General features: G+C 77.7%; 17 protein-coding genes. 14 read left to right on the top strand and 3 right to left on the bottom strand.

Features of this window, described 5'->3' with window-relative positions:
- The first annotated feature begins 99 nt into the window (after window positions 1–99).
- Complete coding sequence (locus LO771_RS07015) at window positions 100–1332, top strand: molybdopterin molybdotransferase MoeA (protein WP_308188863.1); 1233 nt, start codon at window positions 100–102, stop codon at window positions 1330–1332.
- A gap of 97 nt (window positions 1333–1429) precedes the next feature.
- Here the strand turns inward: LO771_RS07015 and LO771_RS07010 are convergent, their stop codons facing one another.
- Window positions 1430–2368 (bottom strand): TrkA family potassium uptake protein, encoded by a 939-nt coding sequence (locus LO771_RS07010; protein ID WP_230649456.1) that lies wholly within the window; start codon window positions 2366–2368, stop codon window positions 1430–1432.
- Between the two features lie 394 nt (window positions 2369–2762).
- Between LO771_RS07010 and LO771_RS07005 the strand changes: the two genes are divergently transcribed.
- The 5 genes from LO771_RS07005 (at window position 2763) to LO771_RS06985 (ending at window position 9698) form a co-directional block, all read left to right on the top strand.
- Complete coding sequence (locus LO771_RS07005; protein WP_230649115.1) at window positions 2763–3740, top strand: NAD(P)H-quinone oxidoreductase; 978 nt, start codon at window positions 2763–2765, stop codon at window positions 3738–3740.
- Between the two features lie 1149 nt (window positions 3741–4889).
- Complete coding sequence (locus LO771_RS07000) at window positions 4890–5126, top strand: hypothetical protein (protein ID WP_230649114.1); 237 nt, start codon at window positions 4890–4892, stop codon at window positions 5124–5126.
- Between the two features lie 58 nt (window positions 5127–5184).
- Window positions 5185–5760 carry a bacterial proteasome activator family protein gene (locus LO771_RS06995; RefSeq protein ID WP_230649113.1) on the top strand — a complete coding sequence of 192 codons (576 nt, stop codon included), beginning with the start codon at window positions 5185–5187 and terminating at the stop codon, window positions 5758–5760.
- A gap of 288 nt (window positions 5761–6048) precedes the next feature.
- On the top strand, window positions 6049–7554 hold the full coding sequence (locus LO771_RS06990; protein ID WP_230649112.1) for a protein kinase: 1506 nt from the start codon (window positions 6049–6051) through the stop codon (window positions 7552–7554).
- Window positions 7555–8099: 545 nt separating this feature from the next.
- Entirely contained in the window at window positions 8100–9698 is a 1599-nt protein-coding gene (locus tag LO771_RS06985; RefSeq protein ID WP_230649454.1) for a protein kinase, read from the top strand.
- Between the two features lie 64 nt (window positions 9699–9762).
- Here LO771_RS06985 and LO771_RS06980 read toward each other — a convergent pair whose 3' ends face one another.
- Window positions 9763–10863: a phosphotransferase gene (locus LO771_RS06980; protein WP_374228088.1), complete on the bottom strand. Its 1101-nt coding sequence runs from the start codon at window positions 10861–10863 to the stop codon at window positions 9763–9765.
- A gap of 497 nt (window positions 10864–11360) precedes the next feature.
- Between LO771_RS06980 and pdhA the strand changes: the two genes are divergently transcribed.
- From pdhA to LO771_RS06950, 6 genes are all read left to right on the top strand, one after another.
- A complete protein-coding gene (pdhA, locus tag LO771_RS06975) occupies window positions 11361–12533 on the top strand; it encodes a pyruvate dehydrogenase (acetyl-transferring) E1 component subunit alpha (RefSeq protein WP_374228087.1) in 1173 nt (390 codons plus the stop codon).
- The gene (locus tag LO771_RS06970) at window positions 12533–13513 is read left to right on the top strand and encodes an alpha-ketoacid dehydrogenase subunit beta (RefSeq protein WP_230649111.1); all 981 of its coding nucleotides are present in this window, start codon (window positions 12533–12535) and stop codon (window positions 13511–13513) included. The genes pdhA and LO771_RS06970 overlap by 1 nt, the downstream gene beginning before the upstream one ends.
- Window positions 13514–13530: 17 nt before the next feature.
- Window positions 13531–15021, top strand: coding sequence for a dihydrolipoamide acetyltransferase family protein (locus LO771_RS06965; protein WP_230649110.1), 1491 nt, complete (start codon window positions 13531–13533; stop codon window positions 15019–15021).
- A gap of 274 nt (window positions 15022–15295) precedes the next feature.
- On the top strand, window positions 15296–16570 hold the full coding sequence (locus tag LO771_RS06960; protein WP_230649109.1) for a M64 family metallopeptidase: 1275 nt from the start codon (window positions 15296–15298) through the stop codon (window positions 16568–16570).
- A 36-nt stretch (window positions 16571–16606) separates the two neighbouring features.
- Window positions 16607–17263 (top strand): GntR family transcriptional regulator, encoded by a 657-nt coding sequence (locus LO771_RS06955; protein WP_230649108.1) that lies wholly within the window; start codon window positions 16607–16609, stop codon window positions 17261–17263.
- 208 nt (window positions 17264–17471) lie between these two features.
- Entirely contained in the window at window positions 17472–18869 is a 1398-nt protein-coding gene (locus LO771_RS06950) for a nitrate/nitrite transporter (protein WP_230649448.1), read from the top strand.
- Between the two features lie 142 nt (window positions 18870–19011).
- Here the strand turns inward: LO771_RS06950 and LO771_RS06945 are convergent, their stop codons facing one another.
- Window positions 19012–19839, bottom strand: coding sequence for a maleylpyruvate isomerase family mycothiol-dependent enzyme (locus tag LO771_RS06945; RefSeq protein WP_230649107.1), 828 nt, complete (start codon window positions 19837–19839; stop codon window positions 19012–19014).
- 161 nt (window positions 19840–20000) lie between these two features.
- Here LO771_RS06945 and LO771_RS06940 point away from each other — a divergent pair, with 161 nt between their 5' ends.
- Window positions 20001–20798 carry a carbon-nitrogen family hydrolase gene (locus LO771_RS06940; RefSeq protein ID WP_230649106.1) on the top strand — a complete coding sequence of 266 codons (798 nt, stop codon included), beginning with the start codon at window positions 20001–20003 and terminating at the stop codon, window positions 20796–20798.
- A 279-nt stretch (window positions 20799–21077) separates the two neighbouring features.
- Window positions 21078–22460, top strand: coding sequence for a S8 family serine peptidase (locus LO771_RS06935; protein WP_230649105.1), 1383 nt, complete (start codon window positions 21078–21080; stop codon window positions 22458–22460).
- The last annotated feature ends 101 nt before the right edge of the window (window positions 22461–22561 follow it).

Raw genomic sequence — 22561 nt, 5'->3', positions numbered from 1 at the left:
CGGGGGGCCGACGACCCCTACGACTGGGACGCGCCCCCGGACGCGCCCGGCTCGTCGGACGCACCTCCCCCCGGGCCGTACCGGCGGCCCGACCCCGGCATGCCCTGGCAGCGGGCCCGCGCCACCGCCCGCGCGGCGGCCGTCCGCCCGCTGCCCGCCGCCGAGGCCGACCTGGCCGACGCCCTGGGCCGCGCGCTCGCCGAGCCCCTGGTGGCCCGCACCGACCTGCCGCCGTTCGACACCTCCGCCATGGACGGCTGGGCCGTCGCCGGCCCCGGCCCCTGGGTGCTGCGCGGGCGCGTCCTGGCGGGGCAGCAGCCGGCCGGCCCGCTCGCGGACGGCACCGCCGTCCGGATCGCCACCGGCGCCCCGCTGCCGCCCGGCGCCACGGCCGTCCTGCGCCGTGAGCACGGCACGGTCGAGCGGCGCGGCACCCCCGGCCGCGACGGCGGCGCCGCCGCGGACTCGGGGGAGGACACCGGCGTCCTCCACGACCGGGCCCCCCGCCCCGCCGAGCCCGGCCGCGACGTGCGCCCCCGCGGCCAGGAGTGCCGCCGCGGCGAGCCGCTCCTCCCCGCCGGCACCGCCGTGACCCCGGCCGTCCTCGGCCTGGCCGCCGCTGCGGGCTGCGACCGGCTGGCGGTCCACCGCCGCCCGACGGTCGAACTGCTGCTCCTCGGCGACGAGCTGCTGGAGTCGGGCCCGCCCCGCGACGGGCTGGTCCGCGACGCCCTCGGCCCGCTGCTCGTCCCGTGGCTGGCGGCGTGCGGGGCCGGGGTGGTCGGCCGCCGCATGGTCCGGGACGACCGGGGGCTGCTGCGCGACGCCCTCCGCCGCTCGCCCGCCGACGTCGTGGTCACCACCGGCGGCACCGCGGCCGGTCCGGTGGACTTCCTGCACGCCGCGCTGGACGAGGCCGGCGGCCGGCTGCTGGTGGACTCGGTCGCGGTACGGCCCGGGCACCCCATGCTGCTCGCCGCACTGCCGCCCGCCGCCGCCGGCGGCGCCCCCCGGACCCTCGTCGGCCTGCCGGGCAACCCGCTGGCCGCCGTCGCCGGTGCCGCCACCCTCGCGGTACCGCTGCTGCGTGCCCTGGGCGGGCACCCGGCCGCCGCGCCGCGCCGGGCCCCCGCCGCCGCCGACCTGCCGGGGCACCCGCGCGACACCCGGCTGCTGCCCGTACGGCTCACCGCCCGTGGCGCGGACCCGCTGGCCTTCGACGGCCCCGCCATGCTCCGCGGGTTCGCCCTCGCCGACGCGCTCGCCGCCGTCCCGCCCGGCGGGCTGGCGGCGGGGGAGCCCGTGGAACTGCTGGAGGCGCCGGGCCGCTGAGCCGGGGCCCCGGCGCTCCCGGGGCACCCGGCGGTCCCGGCGGTCCCGGCGTTCCCGGCGGGGGCAGGCTCCACCGCGCGCGGCGTCCGGCCGGGCCTCAGGCCGGCGTCCCCGCCGAGCGGATCACGATGACGCGGTCGGTGAGCCTGAGGATCGCGGCCTCCGCGTCGCCGTAGCGGAGGACGCGGTGGCCGCGGACGACGGCGACGACCAGGTCCGCGCACGCGCGGGGGCTGCCGCCCGCCTCGGCCCTGGTGACGGGGCGCTCCACGACGTCGAGCCCGCTGCCGTACGTCAGCAGGTCCTCCATGACCGCGCCGGCGTGGGGGCTGAGCGCCGACATGCCGAGCAGCCGGCCGGTCGAGCCGGAACCGGTGACCACCACGTCGGCGCCGCTCCCCCGCAGCAGGGGCGCGTTCTCGTCCTCCCGGACGGCGGCCACCACGGTGGCCTTCCGGTTGAGCTGCCGGACGGTGAGGGTGACCAGGACGGCGGTGTCGTCCCGGTCCGGGGCGACCACGACCCGGGCGGCGCGCGGCAGTTCCGCGCGGAGCAGGGTGTCGGTGCGGGTGGCGTCCCCGACCACCCCGACCAGGCCGTCCAGCGTGGCCTGCTCGACCACCTTCCGCTGCGGGTCCACCACCACGATCGACTCCGGGCGCACGCCCTGGCCGAACAGGGTGGACACCGCGTGCCGCCCCTTGGTGCCGTACCCGACGACGACGGTGTGCTCCCGCACGGCGGACCTCCAGCGTCCGATGCGCCACTGCCGGCGGGTGCGCTCCGCCAGCACCTCCAGCGTGGTGCCGACCAGGATGATCAGGAAGACGACCCGCAGCGGGGTGACCACCAGGATGTTGACGAGGCGGGCGGAGTCGCTCACCGGTGTGACGTCGCCGTAGCCGGTGGTGGAGAGGGTGACGGTCGCGTAGTAGGCGGCGTCGAGCAGGTCGACGCGGCCGTCCGAGCTGTCCGTGTAGCCGCCGCGGTCGGCGTAGACCACCACGATCGTGACCACCAGCACGGCCAGCGCCATCAGCACCCGGAGGCCCACCTGCTGCAGCGGGGGCCTCGGCCGCCGGGTGGGCAGCACGACGTGCCGGCCGGGGTCACCGCCGGGGTCCGGCGGCCCGTCCGCGTCGTGCCGCGGCCGCCGCGGGGCCCTTCCGCCCGGCCCCGGGGGCCGGCTGCCGCTCGTCACGCCTCCCAGGATGACCGCGGCGGCCCGCGGGGCGGCCGTCGCCGCCCGGTGTGTCGCGGACACCGACCGGACGGGCGGATGGACGGGCGGCCGGACTGGCGGACGGGCGGACGGGCCGGTGGCCGGGCGGGCCGCGGCCCGCCCGGGGTCCCGCCGGACCCGCGGCCGCCCGCGGATCGCCGGGGTCCCGGTCCCCGGCGCCGGGCGGCGGCGAGGCTAGCGTGTGGACATGCGAGCGATCACGATTCCCGAACCCGGTGGTCCCGACGCGCTGGTGTGGGCCGAGGTGGACGACCCGGTGCCCGGCGAGGGCGAGGTGCTGGTCGAGGTGGCGGCGAGCGCCGTCAACCGGGCCGACGTCCTCCAGCGCCAGGGCTTCTACGACCCCCCGCCGGGGGCCTCCCCGTACCCGGGTCTGGAGTGCTCCGGGCGGATCGCGGCGCTCGGCCCGGGCACGGCCGGCTGGGCGGTGGGCGACGAGGTGTGCGCGCTCCTCGGCGGCGGCGGGTACGCGGAGCGGGTCGCGGTGCCGGCCGGGCAGCTGCTGCCGGTGCCGAAGGGCCTGGACACGGTCGCGGCGGCGGCGCTGCCCGAGGTCGTCTGCACCGTGTGGTCCAACGTGTTCCAGGTGGCGCACCTGCGGCCGGGGGAGGTGTTCCTGGTGCACGGCGGGTCGAGCGGGATCGGCACGATGGCGGTCCAGCTCGCGAAGGCCGTGGGCGCCCGGGTCGCCGTGACGGCGGGCAGCGCGGAGAAGCTGGAGGCGTGCCGGGCCCTGGGGGCCGACGTCCTGGTGAACTACCGCGAGCAGGACTTCGTCGCGGAACTCGCCGAGGCGACCTCCGGACGCGGCGCCGACGTGATCCTCGACGTCATGGGCGCCTCCTACCTGGACCGGAACCTGGACGCGCTGGCGGTCAACGGCCGGCTGGTCGTGATCGGCATGCAGGGCGGCGTCAAGGCCGAGCTGAACCTGGGCAAGCTGCTGTCCAAGCGGGCCGCGATCGCCGCGACCAGCCTGCGGGCGCGCCCCCTGGAGGAGAAGGCGGCCATCGTGGCGGCGGTGCGCGAGCACGTCTGGCCCCTGGTCGAGTCGGGCCGGGTCCGGCCGGTGGTCGACCGGGCGCTGCCGATGGCCGAGGCGGCGCAGGCGCACCGGCTGATGGAGAGCAGCGCGCACATCGGCAAGATCCTGCTGACGGTCTGACGCGGGCCGGCCGCGCCCGTCCCCCTCTCCTCCGCCCCGTCCTCCCCGCCCCGTCCGGCGGCGGGGGCCGGGGCGGGTGCGTGCCGCGGCGGGGGAGGGCGGGGGCGCCCCGCCCTCCCCGAGGCGGGGCCGCCGGCGGTCCGGAGCGGTCCGGGCGGCGACGTGTGTTCGATATGACGGGTATGTCGGGTTGTGCGACTCTGGAGAGGAACCGCCCGACCACGCAGCGCAGGCCGGGCGGCAGCGGCGCCGAGGTCCCGGGCGCCGCCGGCCTTGTCCGGTGCCGCCGCCCGCCGACGGCGGCCGTCGGAAGGACGACCGCACGTGACCGGATCCACGCTCCAGCCGCGTACCCCCGCCCCGCGCCCGCCGACCCCCGGTGGACCGGAGGCGGCCGGGCCGCCCCTCCCGCCCCCTCCGCCCCCGCGGACCCCTCTGTCCCTGCGGACCCCTCCGCCCCCGCGGACCGTGCAGCCGCGGGCGTCCCGCCGCGGTTCCACGCCCGGGATACCCTCCCCGCTCCTGCTGGCCGCGTGCGCCGGGCTCGCCGCCGTCCTGGCGTCGCCGTCCGCCGCGGCCGCCGGCTGCGGCGGTCCCGCCGACCGGCCCCCGGCCCGCACCGGCCCGCCCTCGCCGCTCCCCGGGGCCGCGTCCGGCCGGACGCCGTGGACGGGGCTGCTGCCGGCCGGACTCGCCGGCCCCCGCCCGCGGGCCGCGGACCCGGGTGCGGACCGCGTCGGGACCGGCTGCCCCCGGCCCCGCGACCGCGGTGACTCCCCGCCGCTCCCGGACGACGGCTCCGTACCTCCTCCCGCCCCGTCGTCCTCCGCCGCCCCCTGGACCCCGGCGGCCCCCGACGCGCCGTCCGTGCCCGCCCCCTCCGCCGGCGCGGCGACCGGCGGCCCGGCCGCCGACGCGACCGTGCCGCTCCGGTCGCCGGCGGCGGAGCCGTCCCGGTCCGCGGGGCCTCGGGTCCCCGCGCCCGCCGTGCCCTCGCCGCCCGCCGGGGACCCGCCCGCCGGGGACGGCCCGGCCGACGACGCCGCCCCCGGAGGCCCGGATGCGTACCGCGGGGTGCCGCAGCCGCCGCCCGCCGACCCGCGGGCCGCCCGCCGGTCCGCCGCCCCCGCCCCGGGCGGGGCCCCCTTCGTGCCTGCAGGGTCCGCGGCCCCCGACGGCGCGGCCCCCGCCGCGGCGACGTCCGCCCTCCCGGGCCCCGGCGGCCTCCCCGGCGCCGACGGACCGCCCGTCCCGGTCGCGGGCGCCGACGACGCCGCGCCGCCCTTCTCCGCGGTGGCCGCCGGCACCTACCTGCCGCTCGGCATGGGGCTGGGCATGGTCGGCGCCGGGGTGGCGCTGGTCGGCCTGCGCCTGCGCCGCGGCTGACCGCCCTCTCCCGGGGCGGCCGCCCCCCGCGCGCCCCCCGTGAGGAAGAATGGCGCCCATGAACACGCCGATGAACGAACGGCCGGAAGACGGCCCTCAGGTCCTGATCGTCGGCCCGGACGGCATGGCCGTCGGCAGTGCCCCGGGCGCGGAGCGCAAGCTCCCCGGCGGCGGTGAGGGGGAGGAGCCGCGCGAGCTGCCGGTCACCGAGATGGTGGAGCAGCCGGCGAAGGTGATGCGGATCGGCAGCATGATCAAGCAGCTGCTGGAGGAGGTGCGCGCGGCTCCCCTCGACGAGGCGAGCCGGGTGCGGCTGAAGGACATCCACGCCGGCTCCATCAAGGAGCTGGAGCAGGGGCTCGCCCCCGAGCTGGTGGAGGAGCTGGAGCGGCTCTCCCTCCCCTTCACCGACGACACCATCCCCAGCGAGGCCGAGCTGAGGATCGCCCAGGCACAGCTCGTGGGGTGGCTGGAGGGGCTGTTCCACGGCATCCAGACCGCCCTGTTCGCCCAGCAGATGGCGGCCCGCGCGCAGCTGGAGCAGATGCGCCGGGCGCTGCCGCCCGGCCACGGCGGCCTCGGCGAGGAGCCGGGCGAGCCCCCGCGCGGCATGCGCTCCGGCCCGTACCTGTAGGGCCGCGCGGGCGGGGGCCCGGCCGCCGGCCCCTCCCCGCCGGACCGCCCGTGCCCCCGGGGGCGCCCGGACCGCCCCGGCCGCCCCCGGGACCGCCCCCGCGGCCGGGCCGGCCGGGAACCGGACCGCCCCCGCGGCCCGTGTACCGGGGTGTGCGCAGTACGATCGCACGCCCCGGTACGCATGTCGGGGCGTGCCGATACCCTGGCCCCTGCCGGGGCCGGCGGTCTCCGGACGGTCCACACACACGCGGCTGCGGCGCGGCCTGCCGAGGGGGATGTCGAGGCGATGGGCGAGGACGGCACCACGGGCGGTGCGGCCGCCGGCCTGCGGGCGGTCGGCCACGGCAGGTACGTCCTGCAGCAGCTGCTGGGCCAGGGCGGCATGGCCTCCGTCCACCTCGGGCACGACACCGTGCTCGACCGCCCGGTGGCGGTGAAGACCCTCCACACCGACCTCGGCCGCGAGCCGTCCTTCCGCGAGCGGTTCCGCCGCGAGGCCCAGGCCGTCGCCCGGCTGAGCCACACCAACGTCGTCGCGGTCTACGACAGCGGCGAGGACGCCGACGCCGACGGCGCCACGGTCCCCTACATCGTCATGGAGTACGTCGAGGGCACCTCGCTCAGCGGCGTGCTGCGCCGGGAGGTCGAGGAGCACGGGGCGATGCCCGCCGACCGGGCGCTGCGGATCACCGCGGACGTGCTGGCCGCGCTGTCCGCCTCGCACGAGCAGGGCCTCGTCCACCGCGACATCAAGCCGGGCAACGTCATGGTGACGCCCAAGGGCGTCGTCAAGGTGATGGACTTCGGCATCGCCCGCGCCCTGCAGTCCGGGGTCACCTCGATGACGCAGACCGGCATGGTGGTGGGCACCCCGCAGTACCTCTCCCCGGAGCAGGCGCTCGGGAAGAGCGTGGACGCCCGCGCCGACCTCTACTCGGTGGGCTGCCTGCTCTTCGAGCTGCTCACCGGACGGCTCCCGTTCGACGGCGACACCGCGTTCTCCATCGCCTACAAGCACGTGCAGGAGCCGCCGCCGGCGCCGTCCTCCCTCAACCGGGCGGTGACCCCGGCGGTGGACGCCCTGGTGGCCCGGGCACTGCGCAAGGACCCCGCCCACCGCTTCCCCACCGCGGAGGCGATGCGCGACGAGGTGCAGCGGGTGGCCTCGGGCGAGCAGGACGGGGTGAAGCCGCTGGTCATCGGCGGCGGCCCCAGCGCCGTGCACGGGCAGGGGCCCGGCGGCCCCCTCTCCTCCGCGGTCTTCCCCCAGGTGACCGGCGAGCTGCGGACGCCGGCGCCGGACCGGGTGCAGCAGCCGTACCGGCCGTCCCCCGCCCCGTCGTTCGGCCCCGGCCCCGTCGTCGGACCGGGCACCCCGCCCCCGCACACCCCGCCCCCGCAGTACCGGCCGCCCCACGCGCAGCCGATGCCGCAGCCGCTGCCGCAGCCGATCCGCACCCCTCCGCCGCAGCCGGTCTTCCCGCAGCAGGCGGCGACGCCGATGCCCGGTCCGATGCGGCCGGGGGTGCCCACCCCGCCCCCCGGGGTGTTCGCCCCGCCCGCGCCGTTCGCACCGCTCCCCGCACGGAGGCGCGGCTGCGGCACGGCGGTCGTCATCGTCTGCGTGCTGCTCGTCCTGGCGGTGGTGGTCGGCCTCGTCCTGGCCGCCGCCATGAGCAAGAGCGCCGGCAGCAGCAGCCCCACCGACTACTCGACGCCCGGCAGCTACGGCATGCGCCTCCCCGCAGGGGGCGCACCGGACGGCGGGTCCGGTGCGGCGGCCGCGTCCTGAGCGGCCGGGGGCGCGTCCGCCCCGACTTCGCGCCGGGCGCGTTGGTGCGCGCCGGGTGGTGCCGGGGTAGGCGGCCCACGAGGGGTTCAGCCGTCACGTACGCCCCGCGAAGGCGGTAGCGTGCACTGGAGGAATCCGCCCTCCCGGCCCGGCCAGGGGCGGAGAGGCCCGAGTCGGCCGCCGGTCCCGGGGCCCCGAGACAGAGACGAGAGCGTGATCCCATTCAGGCCGACGGACGGCGAGGAGTGATGGCAGAGACCCCGCACACGGCAGGCGGAGACGGCCCCCGCGGCCGTACCGGCGATCCCGTCCGTGAGCAGTCCCCGGAAGCGGCCCCGGCGCACCAGGCCCCCGCGTCCCACGGCGGCCGCACCGCGGGCGGCGTGTCGGAGACCCCCGCCACCCCTGCCGCCGCGCACTCCTCCGGAGGCTTCGGCCGCACCGCCTTCGGCGCCCCCGGCACCCCCGGGCAGGGCACCGAGGGCGACTTCGGCACGGTCGGCGAGGGCCGCTACCGGCTCACCCGCCGGCTCGGCCGCGGCGGCATGGCGGAGGTCTTCGCCGCCGAGGACCTGCGGCTCGGCCGCACGGTCGCCGTCAAGCTGCTCCGCCCCGAGCTGGCCCAGGACGACGTGGCCCGGCTCCGCTTCACGCGCGAGGCCCACTCCGTCGCCGCGCTCAACCACCACGCGGTGGTGGCGGTGTACGACACCGGCGAGGAGGAGCTGCCCGGCGGCGAGTCCATGCCGTACATCGTCATGGAGCTGGTCGAGGGCCGCACCGTCCGCGAGCTGCTCGTGGACGAGGAGGCGCCGCCGGTCGACCAGGCGCTGATCATCATCGCGGGCGTGCTGGAGGCCCTGGCCTACAGCCACCGGCACGGCATCGTGCACCGCGACATCAAGCCCGCCAACGTCATCATCACCACCACCGGCGCGGTCAAGGTGATGGACTTCGGCATCGCCCGCGCCCTCACCGGCGCCGCCAGCACCATGACGCAGACCGGCATGGTGATGGGCACCCCGCAGTACCTCTCCCCGGAGCAGGCGCTCGGCAAGGCCGTGGACCACCGCTCCGACCTCTACGCCACCGGCTGCATGCTCTACGAGCTGCTGACGCTGCGGCCGCCGTTCACCGGCGACACCCCGCTCTCGGTGGTCTACCAGCACGTGCAGGACACCCCCCGGCCGCCGTCGCAGGCCAACCACCGGGTGCCGCCGCAGCTGGACGCCCTGGTGCTGCGCTCGCTCGCCAAGGACCCCGACGACCGCTTCCAGTCCGCCGACGAGTTCCGGGCGCACGCGCAGCAGGCGCTGCGGGAGATGCACGGCGGGGGCGGCTCCGGCTACGCGGCCGGCGCCGCGGCCGCCGCGGCCGCCGCCGCGGGGCTGGCGGCGGCCGGCTCCGGCACGGCGTCGGGCGCCACACCGCCGGCCGGCTCGTACGCCCCCACCGAGCAGTTCGGCACGACCGGGCGGTTCGGCAGCGCCACCCCGCCGATGGGGGCCCCGATGGCCTCCGCCCCGACCGCGGTGGGCCCCGGCTACCGGCCCTACGAGACGTCGGGCGGGTACGGCCCGGGCGGTGCGGGGCCGGCCGGTCCCGACGACGACGAGCCGCACCGCCGCGGCCCCCTGCTGTGGCTGGCCCTGGCGGCGGCCGCCGCCGTGGCCGTGGTCGCGGCGATCATCACCTCCGGGGGCGGCACCCAGGGGGGTGGCACCGACACCCCCTCCGGCTCGCCGTCGCCCACCGCCACCTCCAGCCAGGGGACGAGGAACGCGCCGGCGCCCGCGCCGACCGCGAACACCCCGACCGGGGGCGGGCAGACGTACAACGGGACCACGGGAGGATCCTCCACCACCCGGGTCCCCACCACGAACCCGCCCACCTCGGCCGCGCCGACCTCCGCGGCGCCCACCTCGGCCGCGCCGACCTCCGCGCCGCCCACCTCGGCTCCGCCGACCTCCGCGCCGCCCTCCGCGAGCGTCCCGCAGCCGAGCACGAGCGCGGGCGGCGGCGCCGCGGGCGGGACCGACGGCAGCGCGGGCGGCGGCGCGGGCGGCGGCACGCAGAACCCGCCGCCCTCCCAGGGCGGCAACACCCTGAGCGGCGTCACCGGCGGCGGCAGCGTCCCCAACTGACCCGGACGTCCCGCACCGACCCCCGGCCCCCGGCCCGGCACCCGCCGCCGCCCGGCGGGTGCCGTCAGTTGGTGTACGCGTCCATCACCTGCTCGTACTCCTCGCACCATTGGACGATCTGCGCCGCGGCCGCCGGGAAGAGCGGGTCCGTCCGCCGGTCGCCGCGCAGGTAGCGCCACTCCAGCATCCAGAAGTCGTTGAGCCGCTCCCACCACACCCGGTGCACCGCCGCCGCCATCTGCGCGGCGTCCGCGGCCCCCGTCTCCCGGTAGGCGCGGGAGAACCTCCGGACCCGGCCCAGGTCCAGCGCCCCCGTCCGCGGGTGGTGGAAGAAGAGGGTCGCCCCGCGCACCGCCTCCTCGGCCCGGGGCCGCAGCCCGAGCCGGTCCCAGTCGAGGATCGCGGCCGGCTCCGTGCCCCGGTAGAGGAGGTTCAGCGGGTGGAAGTCGCCGTGCACCCAGCCGGTCGGCGGGGCGTCCCCGGGCCGCGGGCGGCGGTGGGCGTACGCGCCGAGCAGGGCGCGGCGCTCCAGCAGCCGCTGCCGGGCCAGTTCGTCCATGCCGTCGCGGGGGCGGCGCGCGGTGCGGGCGAGCAGCTCCTCGATCAGCTCCTCGGTGCGGGCCGGGTCGGCGGTCGGCTGCTCCGCGGGCTGCCGCACCGGCGGGTGGATGCCGGCGAGCGCGAGGTGGACGGCGCCCAGCAGGGAGCCCAGGGCGGCGCACTGCTCCCGGTCGAGCTCGTGCCCGGCGCGGTGGCCGCCCTCGACCCAGGGGAAGAGGGCGTAGCGGCGTCCGGCGACGGTGTGGAAGGTGCGGCCGCCCGGGGCGGCGAGGGGCGGCGCGGTGGGCAGGCCGAGGGCGTGCAGGGCGGCGGTGGCGCGGTGCTGGGCGGCGATCGCCCCGGGGGTGGCGGTGGCGGGGTCGACGTAGCACTTGAGGAAGTAGCGGCCGGTCGTGGCCGTGACCCGGTACCCGTGGTTGAGCAGGCCCTCGGCCACGGGGGAGACCTCCAGGGGCTCGCCGGCGCCGTGGTGCGCGAGCAGGGCCGCGGCGGCGCCTGCGGCGTCCGGGGCCGCCGTCTCCGCGTCCGGGCCCGGGTCGGGCCGGGAGGGGCGGGGGAGGCGGCGGGTCCGGACGGGGCGGTCAACGTGCTGACCGTTGATCACGCAACCGATGGTACTGCCGTGGTCCGTGTGGCAGGTGTGGCTTGACGTACTGATGGAGCGTCAGGTCCTTTCCCGGGCGGGTCCCGCTCGCCGCCGGGGCGGGCCGGTGCGGGCGCCCCTATTGTGTCATGTACATAACTTGGGGTGGCGGGGCGCCCCGCGCCCGGCCGGAGCCGCCGAACTTCCTCCCCGTACCCCTTACGCCGACCGGGCTGTCCCGGATACCGTGCGCACGTGTACCGGCGGGCGCCGCGGGAGGGGACTCCCGGGGCCGCCGCACCGAGGGAACAACTAGGACGTCCAAGCGCAGGCGCGCCGAGGGCGTCCGCTGGGTAACGTTCTCTGCGGGTCGTCCGCGGTACCGCAGACCGCCGCCCGCTTCGCACGTCCACGCACACCCCGCGCGGACCCCGCGAGGAGGCCCGCCGAAGGAGGCGGCCGCACGGGAGGATGTCGGACCGGCTGCCGGCGACCCCGGGGGCCGGACAGACCGAGGAGTGAACGTGACCGTCGACAGCACGGCGGGAGTGCCCAAGAAGGCCTCCGGCACCCGCAGGAAGCGGGTACCCTCCCGCGCCGGCAGCGTCGCGCCGCCGCCGCAGCCCGAGCTGGTCCAGCTGCTGACCCCCGAGGGCGAGCGGGTCGAGCACCCCGACTTCTCCCTGGAGACCACCCCGGAGGAGCTGCGCGCGATCTACCGCGACCTGGTGCTGGTCCGCCGCTTCGACGGCGAGGCCACCGCCCTGCAGCGGCAGGGCGAGCTGGGCCTGTGGGCGTCCCTCCTCGGCCAGGAGGCCGCACAGGTCGGCTCCGGCCGCGCCATGCGGCCCGGCGACTACGCCTTCCCCACCTACCGCGAGCACGGCGTCGCCTGGTGCAAGGGCGTCGACCCGCTCAACCTGCTCGGCATGTTCCGCGGCGTGAACCACGGCGGCTGGGACCCCAACGAGAAGAACTTCCACCTCTACACCATCGTGATCGGCTCGCAGACGCTCCACGCGACCGGCTACGCGATGGGCATCACCAAGGACGGCGCCGACGACGCGGTCATCGCGTACTTCGGCGACGGCGCCTCCAGCCAGGGCGACGTCAACGAGGCCTTCACCTTCGCCTCGGTCTACAACGCGCCGGTCGTCTTCTTCTGCCAGAACAACCAGTGGGCCATCTCCGAGCCCACCGAGAAGCAGAGCCGCGTGCCGATCTACCGCCGCGCCTCCGGCTTCGGCTTCCCCGGCGTGCGGGTCGACGGCAACGACGTCCTCGCGTGCCTCGCGGTGACCCGGTGGGCGCTGGACCACGCGCGCAGCGGCAACGGGCCCGTCCTGGTGGAGGCCTTCACCTACCGCATGGGCGCCCACACCACCTCCGACGACCCCAGCCGCTACCGGATGTCGGAGGAGCTGGAGGCCTGGAAGCTCAAGGACCCCATCGAGCGGCTCCGGGCCCACCTGGTCCGCGAGGGCTGGGCCGACCAGGAGTTCCTCGACTCCGTCGAGGCGGAGAGCGAGCAGCTCGCCCGCCGGGTGCGCGAGGGCGTCCGGACCATGCCGGACCCGTCCCCCGCCGCCATCTTCGAGCACGTCTACGCCGACGGCCACGCGCTGGTCGACGAGGAGCGGGCGCAGTACGAGGCGTACGCGGCGTCCTTCGAGGGCGGGGAGGTCCGCTGATGAGCAGCTTCACGATGGTCAAGGCACTCAACGAGGCGCTGCGCAAGGAGCTGGAGGCCGACCCGAAGACCCTCGTCATGGGTGAGGACGTCGGCAGGCTCGGCGGCGTCTTCCGGGTCACCGACGGCCTGCACAAGGACTTCGGCGAGGACCGGGTGATCGACACCCCGCTCGCGGAGTCCGGCATCGTCGGCACCGCGATCGGCCTCGCGCTGCGCGGCTACCGGCCCGTGGTGGAGATCCAGTTCGACGGCTTCGTCTACCCGGCGTTCGACCAGATCGTCTCGCAGCTGGCCAAGATGCACGCCCGTGCGCTCGGCCACGTCAAGCTGCCGGTCACCGTCCGCATCCCGTACGCGGGCGGCATCGGCGCGGTCGAGCACCACAGCGAGTCCCACGAGGCGTACTTCGCCCACACCGCGGGCCTGAAGGTCGTCACCCCCTCCAACCCGGTCGACGCCTACTGGATGCTGCGGCAGGCCGTGCGGTGCGACGACCCGGTGATCTTCCTGGAGCCCAAGCGGCGCTACTGGGACAAGGCCGAGCTCGACCCGAACGCCGCCGGGGCGCCCTCGCGCCTCCACGACGCCCGGGTGGCCCGCGAGGGCCGCGACGCGACGCTCATCGCCTACGGCCCGATGGTCAAGGTCTGCCTGGACGCCGCCGCGGCGGCCGAGGAGGACGGCCGCAGCCTGGAGGTCGTGGACCTGCGCTCGCTCTCCCCGCTCGACTTCGACACCGTCACCGCCTCGGTGCAGCGCACCGGCCGCGCCGTGGTCGTCCACGAGGCGCCGGTCTTCATGGGCATGGGCGCCGAGCTCGCCGCCCGGATCACCGAGCGCTGCTTCTACGCGCTGGAGGCCCCGGTGCTGCGGGTGGGCGGCTACTTCGCGCCGTACCCGCCGTCGCGCGTCGAGGAGACCTTCCTGCCGGACCTGGACCGGGTGCTCGACGCCGTCGACCGCTCCCTGGCCTTCTGAACGGGGGAGGAGAACCGATGACCGCCACCGACGTGCAGCAGCAGGTCCGTGAGTTCCGGATGCCCGACGTGGGCGAGGGGCTCACCGAGGCCGAGATCCTCAAGTGGTACGTCCAGCCGGGCGACACCGTCACCGACGGCCAGGTCGTCTGCGAGGTCGAGACCGCCAAGGCCGCGGTCGAGCTGCCCATCCCCTACGACGGCGTGGTGCAGCAGCTCTTCTTCGAGGAGGGCACGACCGTCGACGTGGGCACCGCGATCATCGCGGTCGCCACGGAGGGCGCCGCCCCGGCCCCGCAGGCCCCGGCGCCGGCCGCCGCGCCCGCAGGACCGGCCGAGGCCCAGGCGGAGGCCGAGCCCGAGCGGCGCGAGGTGCTGGTCGGCTACGGCCCGCGCACCGCCGCCGCCCGCCGCCGCCCCCGCAAGGCCGCGGCCGCGCCGGTGCAGGCCGCGCCGGTCCAGGTCGCGCCGGCCGCCCCGGCCGTGCCGGTCCAGCCGGCCCCGGCGCCCGCCGCGCCGGTGCAGGCCGCGCCGGTCCAGCCGGCCCCGGCGCCCGCCGCGCCGGTGCAGGCCGCGCCGGTCCAGGCCGGGCCGCGTCCGCTGGCCAAGCCCCCGGTGCGCAAGCTGGCCAAGGACCTGGGCGTGGACCTCCGCGCCGTGGTCCCCTCCGGCCCGAACGGCACCGTCACCCGCGACGACGTCCACGCCGCCGTGGCGGCCGCGTCCGCCCCGACGCGGCCCGCCGCCCCCGCGGCCGCCCCCGCCGGGGCCGTGGCGGCGGAGGCACCGGCGGAGGCCGGTGCGGCCGGCGACCGCCGGGTCCCGGTCAAGGGCGTCCGCCGGGCCACCGCCCAGGCGATGGTGGCCTCGGCGTTCAGCGCCCCGCACGTCACCGAGTTCGTGCAGGTCGACGTGACCCGCACGATGCGGCTGGTGCGGGAGCTGAAGGAGTCCGGCGAACTGGGCCAGGGCGTGCGGGTCTCCCCGCTGCTGCTGGTCGCCAAGGCGCTGCTCACGGCGGTCCGCCGCCACCCGGAGGTCAACGCGGCCTGGGACGAGCCCAACCAGGAGATCGTCTACAAGGGCAGCGTGAACCTGGGCATCGCCGCCGCCACCCCGCGCGGCCTGATCGTGCCCAACATCAAGGACGCCGGCTCCAAGACCCTCCCGGAGCTCGCCACCGCCCTCCAGGCGCTGGTGGAGACCGCCCGCGAGGGCCGCACGGCGCCCGCTGACATGCAGGGCGGCACGGTCACCATCACCAACGTCGGCGTCTTCGGCGTCGACACCGGCACCCCGATCCTCAACCCCGGCGAGGCCGCCATCCTCGCCTTCGGGCAGGTCCGGGAGATGCCGTGGGTGCACAAGGGCAAGGTCGTCCCGCGCCAGGTCACCACGCTGGCCCTCTCCTTCGACCACCGGCTGGTCGACGGCGAGCTCGGCTCGAGGGTCCTGGCCGACACCGCCGCGGTCCTGGAGCGCCCCAAGCGCCTCATCAGCTGGGGCTGACCCGCCGCAGCACCGCCCGCAGGGCCCCCGCCGCAGCCGCGGCGGGGGCCCTGCCCGTGCGCGGCCCCGCCGGGTGCCCCGGACGGTGTCCCGGGCGGTGTCCCGCCGGGTGCCCCGGGCCGCGCCCGACCCCTGTCCGGCCCGGTGCCCGGCCCCGGCGTCCCGCCCGCTGCGCCTTGCTCCCATCCGGTGACCTTCCCGGACCGCGCGGGCCGCCCCGCACCGCCCCGGGTACGTCTTCGCAGGTCGACCACCCGGCAGCGAGGACCCGGCCATGCCCCGCAGCGCAGCACGCAGCCGCACCGCGGTACTCCGCCGCGCGGCCCGCCGCCGCCGCGTCCCCGCCGCCCTGGTGCTGGCCGCGTGCGTGGCGTCCCCCGTGCTGGGCGCCGGTTCGGCCCCGGTGCGGGCCCCCGGTGCGGACCGCGGACCGGCGCTCTCCGCCGCGGACGCGGGCCGGCTGGTCCCCCCGCCCGACCCGGCCGGCCCCGGGCGCGCCGGGCCGGCCCCGGCCGCCGGCGCCGAGGTCATGCGCAGCGGCGACCCCCGCAACCGGATCACCCTCGTGCTGCTGGGTGACGGCTTCACCGCGGCGGAGGCGGCGCTCTTCCGCACCGAGTCCGACCGGGCCTGGCGGGCGCTCCTGCAGATCGAGCCGTTCCGCACCTACCAGCACTTCTTCAACATAAGGCGGGTCGAGATCACCTCACCCGTCTCCGGCATCCGCGAGCAGCGGTCGCCCCGCCGCGGTCTGCCGACCCCGCTGGGGATGCACTTCTGGTGCGACGGCACCGCCCGGCTGCTCTGCGTGGACGAGCAGGCGGCCGAGCGGCTGGCCGGGCCGCGGCACGGTCCCCGCTTCGTGATCGCGGTGGCCAACTCCGCCCGCTACGGGGGCGCGGGCGGCAGCGGCGTGACCACGCTGGCGGGCGGCAGCCCGGACGCGGGCCGCATCATCCAGCACGAGATGGGCCACACCCTCGGCGACCTGGGCGACGAGTACGACGCGGCCCCCGCCGACGCCGGCTACCCCAACCTGTCCGCCGAGGGCGCGGACGCCATGCTCCGCCACCGCGCCAAGTGGTGGCGGTGGCTGGGCGCCACGGCACCGGACGGCAGCACGGTGGGGGCGTACGCGGGCGCCAACGGCCTGTACCGGCCGACCCCGGACTCGGTGATGCGCACCCTCGGCGGCCTGTACAACCCGCCGTCGCAGGAGGCGGTCGTCGAGGGGATCTACCGCCGGGTCGACCTGCTCGACGGGGTGAGCCCCGCCGCCGGGGCGGTGGCCGGGCGGCCCGTCCTGGCCGTGCGGCCGGTCCCGCTGGCGGGCGGGCGCCGCCTGCGGGTCCTCTGGACGGTGGACGGCCGCCCGGTGCGGCCGGCCCCGGGCGACGGCACCCGGCTGGACACGGCGGCGCTGCGGCTGCCGCGCGGCCGGGCGGCGGCGGTCGCCGCGACCGTCACGGACACCACCGCCATGGTCCGCGACGAGGGGTTCCGCGCCCGCCGGATGACCCGCACCGTGCGCTGGGTGCTGCGGGGCTGACCCCGGGTCCGCTGTTGCATCTATGATGGATGCATCATGCCTGCCAGGACCCCGCCCGCGGCCGACCGCGTCTACCGCCACGTCAAGCGCTCCGTCCTCGACCGCACCTTCCCCGGCGGCACCCTGCTGGTGGAGGGGGAGATCGCCGAGGCGGTCGGCGTCTCCCGTACCCCCGTCCGCGAGGCCCTGCTGCGGCTGGAGGCGGAGGGGCTGCTGCGCCTGTACCCCAAGAAGGGCGCGCTCGTCCTGCCGGTGTCGGCGGAGGAGATCGCCGACGTGGTGGAGACCCGCCTCCTCGTCGAGCGGCACGCGGTCCGCCGGGTGCTGCCCGCCTCCCCGGGGCTGCTGGACCGCCTCGCCGCGCTCCTCGCCGAACAGGAGGCCTGCGTGGACGCCGGCGACCTGGAGGGGGCCGCCGCGGCCGACCGCGCCTTCCACCACGCCGTGGTCGCCGCCGCCGGGAACCGCATCCTGGAGCAGCTCTACGACCGGCTGCGCGACCGCCAGCTGCGGATGGGCGTGCAGGTGATGCACGTCCGGCCGGAGCGGGTGCGGCTCAACATCTCCGACCACGCCGGCATCCTCCGCGCCCTGCGCGAGGGCGACGCCGACGGGGCCGAGCGGCTGGTGGGCGTCCACATCGGACGGATCGGCACCCTGCTCCGCGGACCGGACTCCCCCGAAGCCCCCTGACGCCTCCCCGGCGGCCCCCGGCCCGACCCGCCGCCCCGGGGCCGCCCCCGGACCCGTGCCCGCCCCGACGAAGGAGCCCACCACCGTGACCGCGAGCGTGCCCGGTCCCGCCGAGGCGTCCGCACCGGCGGACCCCGCCCCGCAGCCGTCGTCCCCCCACACGGCTCCCCGCCCGGCCGCGCGGCCGGCGCCGTCCACGGCCGCGCCCCTGGCGCCGCCCCGGTCCGCCTCCCCGCCCGCGCCCCCGGGGGCCGCGCCGGACGGGGGGCCGCCCGGCGGCCGCGCCGCCTGGCTGGCCTGGGGGATCGGCGCCTGCGTCTACGCGCTCGCCGTCGTGCACCGCACCAGCCTGGGCGTGGCCGGCCTCGACGCGGCCGACCGCTTCGGGGTGGGCGCCTCCGCGCTGTCCGCCTTCTCCATCCTGCAGGTGCTGGTCTACGCGGCCATGCAGATACCCGTCGGCCTGCTGGTCGACCGGCTGGGCCCCCGGCGGGTCCTCACCTTCGGCGTGGTGCTGCTGACGGCCGGCCAGCTCGGCTTCGCCTGGAGCTCCGCCTTCGCCCCGGCGCTGGTCTGCCGGGCGGTGCTGGGCTGCGGCGACGCGATGACCTTCGTCAGCGTGCTGCGGCTGGCCGCCCGCTGGTTCCCCGCGCGCCGCAACCCGATGGTCGCCCAGATCACCGGCATGGTGGGCCTGAGCGGCAACCTGGTCTCCACGGCCGTCCTCTCCCGGGTGCTGCACAGTCGCGGCTGGACCGCCACCTTCACCTCCACCGCCCTGCTCGGCCTCGTGGTCCTGGCCCTGGTGGCGACCCTCCTCCGGGACGCCCCCGGTCAGCCGCGCCGCCTGCGCGGCCGCCCCCGGACCGCCGCCGACCCCCTGGCGCGCCGCGCCCCCCGGGTGCGGGTGCCGGTCCTGCCGCAGATCCGCGCGGCCTGGCGGGAGCCCGGCACCCGGCTGGGCATGTGGGTGCACTTCACCACGCAGTTCCCCGGCAACGTCTTCGGCCTGCTGTGGGGGATGCCGTACCTGGTGGAGGGCCAGCGGCTGCCGCGCTCCACCGCCGCCGGGCTGCTCACCCTGCTGGTCGTCAGCAGCATGGTCTGCGGCCTGCTCTTCGGGCAGCTCGTCTCCCGCCGCCCGGGGGCCCGCACCCCGATCGTGCTCGCCGTGGTGCTCGGCACCGGCGCCCTGTGGGCCGCCGTGCTCGCCTGGCCCGGGGGGCGGCCGCCGATGTGGCTGCTCGTCGTGCTGATCGCCTTCATGGGCAGCAACGGCGCGGCGTCCCTGGTCGGCTTCGACTACGCCCGGCCGGCCAACCCGCCGGAGCGGCTGGGGACGGCCTCCGGCATCGTCAACGTCGGCGGCTTCGTGGCCACGGCGGTCACCCTGCTGGGCATCGGGGTGCTGCTGGACGCGGCGGCCGGCCCCGGCGGCGCGTACACCGCCGGCTCCTACCGCTGGGCGTTCTGCTGGCTGTACGCGCCGATGCTGCTGGGGCTGGCCATGGTCGTCCGGCTGCGGCCGGCGGCGGCGCGCCGTGAGGCCGAGCGGGCCGCAGCGCCGCCGGTGGCCGCCGGGGTCCCGGCGTCGCGGCGGCGCTGACGGGCCCCCGCCCGGCGCCCCGTCAGGTCGCGTGCGGACCGGGGCGTGTGCGGACCAGAGGGTGCGCCGACCGGGGCGTGCGGACCGGGGCGTGCGGACCGGGGCGCGCGCCGACCGGGGCGCGCCGACCGGGGCGCGCGGATCAGGGGGTGACGGAGAAGTGCTCCAGGATCCGCCGCCCCAGCTCCTCGTCGCCCTCCACCTTGACCGGTGCGGTCCCGGGCCGGATCCGCCCGCAGGCCAGCCGGGCGTAGGTCTCCCAGTCGGTGGTCAGCCGGACCGTCGGCGCGGGCGGGACCTGCTCCTCCAGGACGCCGCGGCCCCCGGCGTCCACCCGCACCGCGCACGCGAACTCCACCGCGCCGTGCACCTCCACCGCCACGGTGGAGCCGGCCGGCGCCCCCGCCCGCCGCGCGACCACCTTGGGCAGCCCCTCCACCAGCAGGTCGCTGGCGACCAGCGCACCGGGGGAGCCCAGGTGGCCGGGCTGCCCCAGCGCCCGCCGCAGGTCCTGCTCGTGGACCCACACGTCGAACGCCCGGTGGCGCAGCAGCTCGCGGTACGGCACCTGGCGGCTGAAGGGGCCCAGCGGCAGGCGGACCTCGTCGTCCGGCCCGTGCTTGGCGTTGCGCAGCGCCCGGGAGCGCCGGATGACCGTGTACTCCAGCTCCGCCGTCATCTCCGGCGCGGTGTGGCAGCGCCGCTTGTCCACCGGCACCTCGCAGTAGCGGGTGAACTCGCTGGTCACGTGGCGCAGGTCGCGGGGCAGCGGGTGGATGGGCCGGGGGTCGCCGAGGAGTTCGCACTCCATGGCGATGACGTGCGAGACGACGTCCCGCACCGACCAGCCGGGGCACTCGGTGGCCCGGTTCCACTGGCCCTCGGGGAGCGGCGCCACCAGTTCGGAGACCGACTCGATGGCGTGGGTCCACGCGTCGGTGTACGCCTGGACGGTCTGGTTGTCGGCCACGTCTCTTCTCGACCCCTCGATCGCTCCGCTGCGTCCGCGCGCCGGGCCCGGCGCCGGCTTCGCCCGGGGCGCGCGTACTACCGGCACGTTACGCTTCCCCCTGTCACCGGGTCAGCGCTTTCGAGTGATGATCGTAGGACTCTGGAGTGGACGGTGGTACCGTGCGCGCTTCCCTGATCCAGCTCGCCGTCTCCGAGGCCGAGCCCCCGGACGAGCGGCGGGCCCGCGCCGCCGCCCTGGTGCGGGGGCGGGCGGGCGACGACCTGGTCGTCCTGCCGGAGCTCTGGCCGCTCGGCGGCTTCGCCTACGACGCCTGGTCCGCCGGGGCCGAGCCGCTGGACGGCCCCACCGCGGACGCCATGTCCGCCGCCGCCCGCGACGCCGGGGTGTGGCTGCACGCGGGCTCCGTCGTCGAGCGCGACCCCGACGGCCCGATCTACAACACCTCGCTGCTCTTCGACCCGGCGGGGGAGCTGCGCCACACCTACCGCAAGATCCACCGCTTCGGCTTCGACAGCGGCGAGGCGGTCGCCATGGGCGCGGGGCGGGAGGTGGTCGCCGCGCCCACGCCGTACGGCACCCTGGGCCTGGCCACCTGCTACGACCTGCGCTTCCCGGAGCTGTTCCGGGCCCTGCTGGACGCGGGCGCCGAGATCCTCGTCGTCCCCGCCGCCTGGCCGGCGCGCCGCGCCGCGCACTGGACGCTGCTGGCCCGCGCCCGCGCCGTGGAGGAGCAGGCGTACGTGCTGGCCTGCAACACCGCGGGCACCCACGGCGGGGTCGAGCAGGCGGGGCGCTCGCTGGTGGTCGACCCGTGGGGCGAGGTGCTGGCGGAGGCCGGCACCGGCGAGGAGGTCCTCACGGTGGAGTTCGACCCGGCCGCCGTGGCCGGGGCCCGCACGGACTTCCCGGTGCTGCGCGACCGCCTGCTGGGCGTCCCGGTCCCGGTGCGCCGCTGAGCCCGGCGCCTCCCCGGGTCCGGCGCCTCCCCGGGGCCGGCGCGTCCCGGGCCCGGCGCGCCGCCGCGGTCCGTCCGCGGGCCTCCCGGGCGTGCTGCGGCCCTCCGGCCCGCCTGCTCACCCGGACGGCGTCCGATTCACCCTGTGTGCGCGCCTCTGTTCGAGTTGTGTGGTTAAAAAGAACATAAACACCATTAGGTGACGCTCGCTGATCGGATCTGATCGTCCCAGACCTGCCGACAAGGACCGCCGACCGGGCGTCCCTGCCAAAGGAGCACCATGGGCCACCAGCCGCCTGCCCGCCGCACCACCCGGACGGTCGCCGCCCTCGCGGCGGCGGCCGCCGCAGTCCTCGCCGCCGCCGGCACCGGCGCCACCACCACCGGGGCCGCCGCTGCCGCCCCGGCCGCGGCAGGCGCCGTCGCGCGCCCCGCCTCCGCCGGGCACCGGCTGCTCCGCACGGCGGGCGACCCGACCTCCACCACGGAGTGCCTGAAGAAGTACCGCCTGCGCTGCTACTCGCCGCTGCAGTACCGCAAGGCCTACCACCTGGACCCGCTCTACCGCTCCGGCATCACCGGCAGGGGCCGCACCATCGTCATCGTCGACTCCTTCGGCTCCCCCACCGTCCAGCACGACCTGGACGTCTTCTCCCGCACCTTCGGCCTGCCCAGCACCAGGGTGCAGGTCGTCAAGTGGGGCAGGGTGCCGAAGTTCGACCCGAAGAACGCCGACCACGTCGGCTGGGCCGGCGAGACCAACCTCGACGTCCAGTACGCCCACGCCATCGCCCCCGGCGCCCGGATCGTCCTCGTGGAGACCGCCGTCGCCGAGACCGAGGGCGTCACCGGCTTCCCCGAGATGATGGACGCCGAGAGGAGCCTGATCCGGCGCGGCGTCGGCGACGTCATCTCGCAGAGCTTCGGCGCCACCGAGAACACCTTCCCCGGCTTCGCCAAGGGCGACCACTCCGCCCTGCTGAACCTCCGGTACGCCTTCAAGGAGGCCGCCGCCCGCCACGTCACCGTGGTCTCCGCCTCCGGCGACGCCGGCGCCACCGACCACAAGCTGGACGGCACCACCCTCTACCCGTACCGGGTGAACTCCTGGCCCTCCACCGACCCGCTGGTCACCTCCGTCGGCGGCACCCAGCTCACCCTCGACGACTCCGGCCGGCGCACGGCGTCCGACAGGGTCTGGAACGACGGCTACGGCGCCGGCGGCGGCGGCGTCTCCGGCGTCTTCGCCCGCCCGGCCTTCCAGCGCGGCGTGGCCTCCGCGGTCGGCTCCCGCCGCGGCACCCCGGACGTCGCCCTGAGCGCGGCCGTCAACGGCGGCTCCTGGGTCTACTCCTCGTACCTGCCCGCCCAGAAGGGCTGGAGCATCACCGGCGGCACCAGCGGGGCCACCCCGATCTTCGCCGGGATCGTCGCCCTCGCCGCCCAGAAGGCCGGCCACCGCCTCGGCCCGATCAACGACGACCTGTACGCCATGGCCCGGGGCTCCGCCCGCCGCAGCGGCCTGGTCGACGTGGTCAGGGGCAACAACAGCTTCGCCGGGGTGAAGGGCTACACCGCCGCCAGGGGCTACGACCTCGCCAGCGGCCTCGGCACGATCGACGGCACGGCCCTCGTCGAGGCGCTCGCCCGCCGCGCGGGCTGAGCCCGCCGACCGGCCGGGACCGCCGAGCAGGCCGGGACCGCCCGGCCCACCGGGCCCGCGGCCCCCGCACCGCCCCCCGCGCCGGGGGGGTGCGGGGGCCG

The organism is Streptacidiphilus sp. ASG 303 (genome assembly GCF_020991365.1).
In the GTDB taxonomy this organism is placed as follows: domain Bacteria; phylum Actinomycetota; class Actinomycetes; order Streptomycetales; family Streptomycetaceae; genus Peterkaempfera.
The sequence above is the reverse complement of the archived record's forward strand: the minus strand, read 5'-3'. Positions and strand labels throughout refer to the sequence as shown.